Annotated in this window: 9 protein-coding genes and 1 tRNA gene; 4 read left to right on the top strand and 6 right to left on the bottom strand. The window is 47.7% G+C overall.

Annotation, left to right across the window (positions count from 1 at the left end):
- Positions 1-724: 724 nt before the first annotated feature.
- The 4 genes from H8B13_RS08145 to H8B13_RS08130 form a co-directional block, all read right to left on the bottom strand.
- On the bottom strand, positions 725-1996 hold the full coding sequence (locus H8B13_RS08145) for an adenylosuccinate synthase (RefSeq protein ID WP_187310276.1): 1272 nt from the start codon (positions 1994-1996) through the stop codon (positions 725-727).
- The gene (locus tag H8B13_RS08140; protein ID WP_187310275.1) at positions 1996-2343 is read right to left on the bottom strand and encodes an STAS domain-containing protein; all 348 of its coding nucleotides are present in this window, start codon (positions 2341-2343) and stop codon (positions 1996-1998) included. Before H8B13_RS08140 ends, H8B13_RS08145 begins: the two co-directional genes overlap by 1 nt.
- A complete protein-coding gene (locus H8B13_RS08135; RefSeq protein WP_187310274.1) occupies positions 2340-2810 on the bottom strand; it encodes a Fur family transcriptional regulator in 471 nt (156 codons plus the stop codon). The genes H8B13_RS08140 and H8B13_RS08135 overlap by 4 nt, the downstream gene beginning before the upstream one ends.
- A 213-nt stretch (positions 2811-3023) precedes the next feature.
- Positions 3024-5234: a RelA/SpoT family protein gene (locus tag H8B13_RS08130; RefSeq protein WP_187310273.1), complete on the bottom strand. Its 2211-nt coding sequence runs from the start codon at positions 5232-5234 to the stop codon at positions 3024-3026.
- A 313-nt stretch (positions 5235-5547) separates the two neighbouring features.
- Between H8B13_RS08130 and H8B13_RS08125 the strand changes: the two genes are divergently transcribed.
- The 4 genes from H8B13_RS08125 (at position 5548) to clpX (ending at position 9314) form a co-directional block, all read left to right on the top strand.
- Positions 5548-5629 (top strand) — tRNA-Leu (locus H8B13_RS08125).
- Between the two features lie 108 nt (positions 5630-5737).
- Positions 5738-7072 carry a trigger factor gene (gene tig / locus H8B13_RS08120; RefSeq protein WP_187310272.1) on the top strand — a complete coding sequence of 445 codons (1335 nt, stop codon included), beginning with the start codon at positions 5738-5740 and terminating at the stop codon, positions 7070-7072.
- A gap of 108 nt (positions 7073-7180) precedes the next feature.
- A complete protein-coding gene (locus H8B13_RS08115; protein WP_133272071.1) occupies positions 7181-7879 on the top strand; it encodes a ClpP family protease in 699 nt (232 codons plus the stop codon).
- A 208-nt stretch (positions 7880-8087) separates the two neighbouring features.
- A complete protein-coding gene (gene clpX / locus H8B13_RS08110; RefSeq protein ID WP_166072936.1) occupies positions 8088-9314 on the top strand; it encodes an ATP-dependent Clp protease ATP-binding subunit ClpX in 1227 nt (408 codons plus the stop codon).
- A 107-nt stretch (positions 9315-9421) separates the two neighbouring features.
- On the opposite strand, the gene lpxB is transcribed toward clpX, so the two are convergent.
- Together lpxB and H8B13_RS08100 are read right to left on the bottom strand one after the other, a co-directional pair.
- Complete coding sequence (lpxB, locus tag H8B13_RS08105; protein ID WP_187310271.1) at positions 9422-10531, bottom strand: lipid-A-disaccharide synthase; 1110 nt, start codon at positions 10529-10531, stop codon at positions 9422-9424.
- Positions 10532-10589: 58 nt separating this feature from the next.
- Positions 10590-11006 (bottom strand): 6-pyruvoyl trahydropterin synthase family protein, encoded by a 417-nt coding sequence (locus tag H8B13_RS08100; protein ID WP_166072939.1) that lies wholly within the window; start codon positions 11004-11006, stop codon positions 10590-10592.
- Positions 11007-11027: the final 21 nt, after the last annotated feature.

Below are 11027 nucleotides of genomic sequence, written 5' to 3'. Positions count from 1 at the left end.
TTCATCCTGAGCCAGGATCAAACTCTCCATTGTATAAATTTCTTCACTTAGCCGAAGCTAAGCTGCTGTCATGGGCTTGATCCAACTCTGTGTGTTGAACTTCGTTGTTACGCTCGCTGCCTTGGGTAGTTTCCTTCCGCCGGCAGCCTTACCAATTTGTCTTTTCCAATCATTCAAAGAACGTGTGCTAACTCCTGTTGAGCTAACCGTGTCGCTACTCCCGTAGCCCTATCCCTACTGTCATCTCGAACATCTTTTCGTTCGGGGATGCAAAGGTAAAATACTTTTTTCTATTTGCAAGTTAAAAAGAAGAATAAATTAAAATTCTTTACTTTTCAACTCAATAACTCCCTTCCTATTGAAGCGGGCTGCAAAGATACTATAATTCAAAACCAATTATCAAGTGAAGAGCAATATTTATTTTCTCTCCAAAATGACCATGCGATGGTAGATAACTATCATAATGGCATCTTAACTTTTACCATTATTCCAAGTCCCAACCCTTTCTATTTTCAATAAAGTATGTATTGAAAATCAGAAGCACCGCATCCCAGATAAAGCTCCATTTGAGCGAAAGGGCTACAAAGGTAATATCTTTCTAACTCTTATTCCAAAAGAAACAGATGAAAGTTTCAAATAAATAGTGCTGTAAGCCGATTGCTTGAACAGGATGACAAAGGTACGGCGAGTATTGAATAAGTCAAGACCCGCCGTACCTTTTTACCTAGTTTAGGTGAAGGGTACTCACTCGGTCTGGGCCAACACTGACTATACGTATAGGTACTTCCAAGTGACGCTCAAGGAATTGCAAATACGATTGAAGCTCGACAGGTAACTTATCAGCCGTTGAAATATTTTGCAAATCGGTGCGCCAACCAGGTAATGTTGTATAAACAGGAGTTAATGCCTGCAATGCTTCATAATCCGGCAATAGGTCTGTATCGTTGCCATCGGGTGTCTTGTAATGGGTGCACACCTGTATTTCGGTGAATTCATCTAGTACATCAGCCTTCATCAGGTGAAGTTCTGTTACTCCATTAAGCATAATACTGTAGCGCAGAGATGGCAAGTCAATCCAACCACAACGTCGTGGCCGACCAGTAGTGGAGCCAAACTCACGTCCAGCCTGCCGAATCCTCTCCCCTACTTCATCATGTAACTCAGTGGGAAAAGGGCCGCTACCTACACGAGTACAGTAGGCCTTAGTGATACCATATACCTGATCAATGTGGCGAGGGGCAATACCAAGACCGGTGCAAGCCCCTGCAACGACGGTATTGGATGAAGTAACAAAAGGATAAGTTCCAAAATCAATATCAAGCAAAGAACCTTGAGCTCCCTCCGCAAGAATACGCTTTCCTTGGCGCAACAGATCATTAAGCAAATACTCTGTATCGGTAAGCTGGAGGGTACGCAGGAATTCGACAGCTGAGAAAAAATCTTCTTCCAACGCTTCAATTTCGAGATCTCGACCGTGAAAGGAAGCGAACTGTGCGTGTCGGGCTACTGCCTCGGCGTAACGAGCTTGAAAGGTTGGAAGTAGCACATCACCTACTCGCAGCCCAGTGCGACCAATCTTATCCTGATAAGTGGGACCTATGCCTTTAAGTGTTGAGCCAATTTTGCCCCCTCCTCGCATTTCTTCCGAAATACGGTCGAGAGCACGATGAGATGGCAGGATGAGTTGCGCCTTTTTGGAGATATAGAGATTTGCCCCCCAGTTTACTCCTCGAGCAGTTAGCTTTTGTAGTTCTCCCCGGAACACTACGGGGTCGAGTACGACGCCATTACCAACCACATTAATAATATGCGGGTGAAAAATACCTGATGGTACTTGGTGCAATACATGCTTTAAGCCATCGAAGGTAAGCGTGTGGCCAGCATTGGGACCACCCTGAAAACGAGCTACCACGTCGTACGTGGGGGCTAACACGTCTACTATTTTACCTTTCCCTTCATCACCCCACTGTAATCCAACAAGTACGTCAACTGGCATTAGGTTGTAGCTTTCAATTGTTCGGCAGCTGATGCATCATCAGCCGCAATATTAAAGATGGCGTCGAGCTTGGTAATTACCAGAAGCTTGCGGACGAGGTCAGAAGGATTGATAAGTACTAGATCTCCGCTTTGGTTACGGAATTTTGTCAAAATAGAGACTAGTACTCCAATGCCCGTGCTATTGATAAAGCGCACATTAGACAAGTCAATTGCGCAATAACTTAAACCTTCACCGAGATGATCGTTAACGGTTTGAAGTAGTGGTTGGGAATCGGGACTACCGATAAGGTCGCCAGTGAGGCGAACGAAGAGGATACCGTCTTGAACGGCGGATTCAGTTTTCATTCAGAAAGTAAGCGGGCGGCTTTGGCGCGACAGTCGCCACAAACGCCGTACAGATTCAAAGAGTGATGCAAGATATGGAAATTCAAAAGCTCACCGACCATGGTTTGAATGCCGTGAATGCGGGGGTCGCAGAATTCGACCACCTTGTGACACTCCGTACAGATGACGTGGTCGTGCTGACGATAACCATATGACTTCTCATATTGAGCTAGGTTACGTCCGAATTGATGCTTACTTACCAACCCGTGCTCTACCAACAAATCAAGCGTATTATATACTGTAGCACGGCTCACTTGTAGGCCTTGGGCTTTCATACCAGTATACAGCTCCTCAACATCAAAATGACCGGTACGAGAATATATTTCCTCCAATATGGCGTAGCGCTCGGAAGTCTTGCGCAATCCTTTATTCTCTAAATAGGCGGTGAAAATTTTCTTCACCTCCTCAAATTTATCTCGATCAAGCATTCTGTAACCTTATATATAAGGAGTAACAAAGGTAAGCGGGTAAAATGAGTTGACAGACTCAACTTTCAGGCGTTTGCTTAAATCACCAAATTCTTTCCAGCACACTGGGAAGCTTTTTGCCTATTGAAGAATGGTGAAGCCAATTGCTGAATACTAAAAAGCCCCCCAACTTATTCTTTATACCAAATAGGGCCCACTAGGACTATTAAGAACTTATGTAGCGAAACGTTCCACTAATAGTACGCCATTCACCTTGCTTAGGCGCTGAATCATTTTGTGCAAATGGTCAGTATCGTTGACAAAAACCATAATCTGCCCCTCAAACATTCCATCATTTGAATCGATGGTAATAGAGCGCATGTTGACTTTGAGGCTGTTAGAGATAATTCGCGTCACGTCATTCACTAAGCCCACCCGGTCGGAGCCCTTAATGCGAATACCGGCCAAGAAAGCAAGCTCCAACTGATCAGTCCACTTGGCGCGTACGATACGACTGCCGTAGTTCGACATGAGCTTTACAGCTTGCGGACAAGAAGTACGGTGAATGATAATGCCTTCGGTTTCTGTCTCGAAACCAAATACATCATCACCCGGAATCGGATTGCAGCAGGGGGCAATATGATAATCAAACTTGTCTGTATGCTCACCGATAACAAGCATATTGGCATTTACCCCCCGAATCTTTTGCACCTCCTGATCGAAGGATCTGGGCGCTAAAGACGAAGGCAATTGAGGCGATTCAATTGTTGGATCGAACAATTCTACTTTAATCTCCCGCCCATCAAGTTGACCAATTGCCAAGCGATAAAAGAAATCCTGCGCGTTATAAAGGTTGAAATGAGCAAGCAGGCGGTTCAGATTTTCCTGACTATTCTCAACACCAAGTAGCTCCAATCGCTTCTCTACCAGATAGCGTCCGTCTTCCGCTTTGGCGCGCTTATCATCGCGCAGATACTCCTTAATCTTTGAGCGTGCTTTCGATGTGATTACATACTGCAACCACTCCTCCGTAGGTCGTTGCTTGTGAGAAGTCAGGATTTCTACCTGATCACCGTTGCGGAGTTGATAGCTTAGGGGCTGCAGTTTCTGATTGACTTTGGCCCCCAAGCACTGCAAGCCAATTTGAGAGTGAATATCAAATGCAAAATCTAGCGCTGTTGCCTTATCTGGTAAAATCACCAGCTTGCCTTTGGGTGTAAAGGCATATACCTCTTTAACGAAGAGGTTTTGCCGAAACTCATCCATAAACTCCAGCGCACTGGAGTTATTAGTTTCAAGCATCTCACGCACTTTCGCAATCCAGGCCTCAAGAGTCGATTCAGGCTGTATGGTGCCGGTATCCTTGTATTTCCAATGGGCCGCGTAGCCTTTTTCGGCAATGTCGTCCATACGCTTGGAGCGTATCTGTACTTCCACCCACTGCCCCGTACGCGACATGACAGTAGTATGCAGGCTTTCGTAGCCGTTGGCTTTGGGCGTACTTACCCAATCGCGCAGGCGGTCGGGGTTGGGCTGATAAAAGTCGGTAACGATAGAGTACACCTGCCAGCAAGCGGCTTTTTCCTGCTCCTGCGGCACATCCAGAATAACACGGATGGCAAATAAATCATACACCTCATCAAAGGTCACGTTCTGCTTGCGCATTTTGCGCAGAATAGAATAAATCGATTTGGGGCGGCCTTTTATTTCAAAATCAAAGCCTTGGGCCTTCAATTCCTCGTCGATAGGCGTAACAAACTCCTTGATAAAGCGATTACGCGCACTACGGCTTTGGCGCACTTTCGCCACCAAGTCATTATAGACTTCGGTATCGGTGTACTTTAAGTACAGATCCTCAAGCTCAGTTTTGATGGCATATAGCCCCAGACGATGTGCTAGCGGAGCGTATAAGTAAATGGTTTCAGAGGCTATTTTGAGCTGCTTATGTCGGGGCATCGACTCCAACGTGCGCATATTATGCAACCGGTCGGCCAGCTTGATCAGAATGACGCGTACATCCTCGGAAAGGGTAAGCAGCATTTTGCGGAAGTTCTCGGCCTGCTCGCTGGTACCGTAGTCGAACACTCCCGAAATCTTGGTTAGCCCGTCAATGATGCGCGCCACCTTGGGCCCAAACTCACGTTCGACATCCGATATTTCCATCGGCGTGTCCTCTACTACGTCGTGCAGTAGGGCCGAAACAATACTCGTAGTACCGAGCCCAATTTCCTCCACGGCAATCTGAGCTACCGCCAACGGATGCAAAATGTATGGCTCGCCGGATTTGCGACGCATATTCTTATGCGCCTCCAAGGAAGTATTGAAGGCCTTCTTAATAAGCTTAGCGTCGTTGCCGTGCAAATACGGCTTAGCGGTACGAAGTAAGCGACGGTAATGCCGCAGAATCTCGTTGCGCTCTACTTCAGGATCAATGAGGGTAGCCATGTAAGCGGGCGGAGCAAATACTCCGTGGTTATCTGCGAAAGTACGAACTCAGCGTATGATTAGCGGGTGAGTTGCATTTATAACAACCCAGCGACCTAAAAAGGTGCGGCTCGACTGCTGGGGGGCAAAATCAGGCATTAGAAGAATAATTGCTATCCGAATGAAAGCGAGTGGCCTTGAATTTTATTAAATAAAGTGCCTGGGGGGCAAATTTGCGCGGGTTTACTATAATCCTTCTTCACTCATTGCGGAGTTGGTTTGAATTTCCCGACTCGTTGCGTAGCTTTGCGGCCCCGAGGCAGTTGGCCTTGCGGCGGATGTGGCGAAATTGGTAGACGTGCCAGACTTAGGATCTGGTGCCGCAAGGCGTGTGGGTTCGAGTCCCTCCATCCGCACATATTAGTTTAAAGAATGCCCAAACCCTCAACCCAAACGTTGGGGGTTTCTTTTTCGCCGGCTGCCGGCTCGTTTCATTTCCGTTACCCTTTAACCGACCACCTGTTTTGGATATTACCCTCGATAAAAACGACGACCAGCTTAGTGCCATCCTGACAGTACACCTGACTGAGGCCGATTATGCTGCCACAGTTGATAACAAGCTCAAGGACTACAGCAAGAGAGCGCAAATCAAAGGGTTCCGGCCGGGTAAAGTACCTGTAGGCTTGGTTCGCAAGATGTACGGAAAGAGCATTCTGGTGGAAGAAATCAATGGTTTGCTAGGCAAAGCAGTTGATAACTACATTAAAGAAAACAACGTGCGCATTCTGGGCGAGCCCCTGCCAGTAGCCAGCGATATTGACTTTGACACGCAGAAAGATTTCGATTTCAAGTTCGAATTGGGCTTACTTCCTGACTTTGAACTGCCTGCTGACCAAACACTGAATGTGGAGCGTCACCAGATAGGTGTTGACGAGGCTACACTACAGGAAACTTACGACCAGATTTCTCGCCAGTATGGTGAGAGCACCAACCCTGAGGCTTCGGAAGCTACTGACTACCTCTATGGTAAGCTTAAGAAAGCCAACGAGGAAGGCGAAGGCCGCACGGTGTTGCTGCCTATTAATAAGGTAAAGAACAACGTTGACAAGTTTATCGGTGTAAAGGCCAACGATTCGGTGACCTTCGATCTGAAGGACGCTTTCGATGGTGATGCTTCTGCTATTGCCAACTTCTCTGGCCTTTCGAAAGATGAGGCTGCTAACGTAAGCGGCGAATACGTGCTGAACGTTGAGAAAATCAACCGTACGACCAAGCCCGAGTTGGATCAGGAGTTGTTCGACAAGGTTTTCGGCAAAGACATCATTACTTCTCGCGAGGAATTTGATGAGAAAGTGCGTACTACGGTACAGGAGAACTACGACCGTGAGTCTGATGGCTTGCTTAACCGCCAGATAGTAGACCAGATGGTAAATAACACTACCATCGAAGTTCCGAAGGAGTTCTTCAAGAAGTGGCTGGTGCGTGCCAACAAAGGCAAACTCACTGAGGAGCAAGTAGAAGAGCACTACGACGATTACGAGCGCGAGTTGAAGTGGTCGATGATCCGCAATAAAGTAGTAGAAGAGCAGGGTCTGAAGGTGTCGAATGACGAAATCGTAGAGCGCACTATGCAGAAGATTTTGGGTCAATTCAACATGGAAATGACGCCAGAACTGCAGGATTCTATCCGCAGCTTCGCTGACAATTACCTGAAGCAGGAGAATGGCAAAAATTACGTAGACGAGTATGAGGCCATTCTGGCAGAGAAAGTACTTGAAAACCTGCGCGGCAAAGTTGTTGTTACTGATAAGCCGATTTCGGCCGAGGACTTCCGGAATCAGGCAGCCAGCCAACGCTAGTCTGTCGGTTTCTAACCAACAAAAAAGCCCTTACTTGCCGTTAGGGCTTTTTTGTTGCCCAACGGCTTCGGCTTCGCTTTTACACTTCTTCTCCCATTATTATTTGCCATGCTGAATAAACAAGAATTCCGCAAGTTTGCTGTTAAAGGCCAAGGCCTGAGCGGCTTGGGTGTTGATCAATACCTACACCACATGGAAGGCCAGATGCGTCATTCCGTGACGGGTATGACCCGCTCGGTAATTGAGGAACGTCCCACGCGCTTTGCTGAGATTGACGTCTTTTCTCGCCTGATTATGGACCGCATCGTATTCCTAGGCACGGCCGTTGACGATTACATTGCTAATATCATCACTGCTCAGCTGCTATTCCTAGAGTCAGCGGATGCCAAAAAGGACATTCTGCTCTACATCAACTCACCTGGTGGCTCCGTGTATGCCGGTTTGGGTATTTATGACACCATGCAGTATGTGGGTCCTGATGTAGCAACTATTTGCACTGGCTTAGCTGCTTCGATGGGCGCGGTATTGCTGGCTGGTGGTGCCAAAGACAAGCGCTCGGCTCTCCCCCACGCTCGCGTGATGATTCACCAGCCTTCTGGTGGTGCACAAGGTCAGTCTTCTGATATCGAAATCACGGCTCGCGAGATCCTGAAGCTTAAGAAAGAGCTTTACGACATTCTGGCGCAGCACACGGGCAAGACGTATCAGGAAATTCATGATAACTCCGACCGTGACTACTGGATGCGTGCTGATGAGGCTAAGGAATATGGCCTGATTGATGAAGTGCTTGAGCGCAAAGTAGCTTAAGCTAGCCTTATTGATCGCTCTGCATGACGATCTAACGCAAATTGAAATCCCATTTCTGGCTTGAAAACCGGAAATGGGATTTTCACTTTTAAATAGAAGCCCTATGGTGGGGCAACTTTTTTTCGTACGCAGGGCGTTAGCCTTTTGTACCTTTGATGCCGCTCCAGCGTGAGCGGAGATTACCTATCCTATTCTGATAATCCAGGCAATGGCAGATATTACGTGCTCCTTCTGCGGTAAGAGCAAAAAAGACGTCTCGGTAATGATTTCCGGCATCAACGCACACATTTGTGAGCGTTGTGTGGGTCAGGCCCAGCAGATATTGAACGAAGAGAACAAGATTCGCTCAAATAGCAAGACGCCAAAATTCAACCTCGTGAAGCCGCGCGAGATGAAGGAGTACTTGGACCAGTATGTAGTAGGTCAGGATGAGGCGAAAAAGGTAATGTCAGTGGCGGTATATAACCACTACAAGCGCCTGATGCAGAAACCCGCCACCAAGGATGATGTGGTAATCGAGAAGTCGAACATCATTATGGTCGGCGAGACGGGTACGGGCAAGACGTTCTTGGCGCGTATGCTGGCCAATATCCTGCAAGTACCGTTCTGCATTGCCGATGCTACTGTGCTTACGGAAGCCGGTTATGTGGGGGAAGATGTGGAAAGCATTCTGACTCGCCTGCTCCAATCAGCTGATTACAATGTAGAGGCTGCCGAGCGCGGCATCGTTTATATCGACGAAATTGACAAAATCGCCCGTAAGAGCGATAACCCCAGTATCACGCGCGATGTGAGCGGCGAGGGTGTACAGCAGGCAATGCTGAAGCTTTTAGAAGGCACTACAGTGAATGTACCGCCCCACGGTGGCCGCAAGCACCCTGAGCAAAAGATGATTACGGTAAACACTGAAAACATCCTGTTTATCTGCGGGGGGGCTTTTGTTGGTATCGAGCGCATCATCAAGAGCCGCTTGAATACCAAGCCTATGGGCTTCTCCAAAACGATGTTGGACGAGAAGGTCGATACTCAGAATTTCCTGCGCTACGTGACAGCCGTGGATTTGAAGCAGTTTGGGCTTATTCCTGAGTTGATTGGTCGTTTGCCCGTACTTACTCACCTTAATCCGCTCGACCACGCTACGCTGCGCAAGATTCTGACGGAGCCTAAAAACTCGATCGTGAAGCAGTATCAGCGCTTATTCGAGATGGAAAATATTAAACTTTCCTTCTCTGAGGCGGCTATGGAATACATTGTTGTGAAAGCCGACGAATATCGTCTTGGTGCTCGCGGCTTGCGCTCTATCTGCGAAAGCATCATGACAGATGCCATGTTTGATATGCCTTCTGAAACAGATGTTCAGGAACTCGTTATCGACTTAGATTACGCGCAAAGCAAATTTGAGAAGTCGCCGCTGAAGCAGTTGCGAGCAGCTTAGTGGATTACAGTATTGCTTAAAAAGGAAAGACCCGAGGATACATCCTCGGGTCTTTCCTTTTTAAGCAATACTGTTAGAATCGAACTGGTAGAGAAGCATTGAATCTACTACTGTAAATATCCAACCATCAGCTTAGCAGCCTTTTGAGCGGCATTGCTACGCCCAAGCTTCTCTCGCAGCTCGGCATAATCGGCTTTTTGGCGAGCGATGTATTCGGGATTCTCCAAAATATTTTTCAACTCTTGCACCAGATTACGGGAATTGAACTCACCCTGAATCAATTCTTTTACGACTTCTTTGCCGGCCACTAAGTTCACCAGGGAAATGTAGGGCACCTTAATTAAGGCTTTGGCAATGGTATAGGAAACAATGCTGGTGCTGTAACACACCACCTGCGGTACATCGAAAAGCGCGGTTTCGAGGGTAGCCGTACCGGACGTAACCATGGCTCCATCGGCGTGGCGGAGCAAATCGTAGGTTTGGTCGGAGACGATGGTGATGTTTTCGCTGCGTTGGAAGTTCTGATAATAGTTGCGGTCCAGATTGGAGACAGCAGCAATAACAAATTGGTAATTCAGAAACGGTGGTAGTACCGAAAGCATCACGTAGAGCATGCTCTCGATTTCTTGCTTACGCGAGCCAGGCAGAACGGCAATGATGGGCTTGTTAGCTGGAATTCGGTTTCGTTCGCGGAAGTCAGTCGAGGCTTCGTGCTCGGCAACGGCATCAACGGTAGGGTTACCAATATAATCGACATCGTAACCAAAACGCTGGTAGAACTCCTGCTCGAAAGGTAGGATGACAAACATCTTATCGACCACAGCTTTCACCGTATGTACGCGGCCTTGGTTCCAAGCCCAGATTTTAGGCGAGATGTAATAAAACACCTTGATGCCGTGCTGCTTAGCAAACTTGGCGACCCGCAGATTGAAACCCGCATAATCAACCAAAATCAGTACGTCAGGCTTGTACGCTAGCAAATCGCGCTGACATTCTTTCAGGAATCCGCGAAACTTGAGGATGCTGGTGGCTGCTTCCAGGAAACCCATAATGGCCATTTCCTGGTAATGATGCACCAACTTGCCCCCCGCAGCCTCCATCATATCACCACCCCAGCACCGGAATTCGGCCGCGGCATCTTCTGTGCGCAGGGCACGCATCAGGTTTGCGGCGTGAAAATCTCCGGAACGCTCGCCGGCAATCAAGTAATATTTCAATGGGTACAGAATTGAATAGGTGACAGATTACTCAGTTGATTCTCACTGGAATAATCTTTTACTCGCCATAATATTCCACGAAGTTCCGGGGCGTCTCGTACAGTTTGATGCAGTGGAGTTGAGCAGAGGAGATAGAGCCTAATTCGCGCGTCAGGATTTCCCAAAACGCCACTACCAAGTTTTCGGTACTGGCCATCTTGCCTTGCATAAAGGGCACATCCAGGTTGAGATTTTTGTGATCTACCTGATCGGTAATATGCTCGCGAATGAGGTTGCTGAGTTGCTTGAGGTCGATTACGAAGCCTGTCTCCGGGTCGGGCTGGCCTTTTACAGTGACGATGAGGTCGTAATTGTGGCCGTGCCAGTTGGTATTGGCGCAGGGGCCAAATACTTCGCGGTTGCGCTCGTCGGACCAGTTGGGGTTGTGCAGCTTGTGCGCGGCATTGAAATGCTCTTGGCGGCTGACGTAAATCATTTGTTGCGGTGCTAGTAGAAT

Origin of the sequence: Hymenobacter sp. BT188, from assembly GCF_014333585.1 — a bacterium.
Classification (GTDB): Bacteria; Bacteroidota; Bacteroidia; order Cytophagales; family Hymenobacteraceae; genus Hymenobacter.
Note: the sequence above shows the minus strand (reverse complement) of the source record. Positions and strands in the feature narration are given on the sequence as shown.

Coding starts and splice junctions, on each gene's coding strand:
- H8B13_RS08145 (WP_187310276.1), bottom strand. CDS start 1,996: ATGCCAGTTGACGTACTTGTTGGATTACAGTGGGGTGATGAAGGGAAA.
- H8B13_RS08140 (WP_187310275.1), bottom strand. CDS start 2,343: ATGAAAACTGAATCCGCCGTTCAAGACGGTATCCTCTTCGTTCGCCTC.
- H8B13_RS08135 (WP_187310274.1), bottom strand. CDS start 2,810: ATGCTTGATCGAGATAAATTTGAGGAGGTGAAGAAAATTTTCACCGCC.
- H8B13_RS08130 (WP_187310273.1), bottom strand. CDS start 5,234: ATGGCTACCCTCATTGATCCTGAAGTAGAGCGCAACGAGATTCTGCGG.
- H8B13_RS08115 (WP_133272071.1), top strand. CDS start 7,181: ATGCTGAATAAACAAGAATTCCGCAAGTTTGCTGTTAAAGGCCAAGGC.
- clpX (WP_166072936.1), top strand. CDS start 8,088: ATGGCAGATATTACGTGCTCCTTCTGCGGTAAGAGCAAAAAAGACGTC.
- H8B13_RS08100 (WP_166072939.1), bottom strand. CDS start 11,006: ATGATTTACGTCAGCCGCCAAGAGCATTTCAATGCCGCGCACAAGCTG.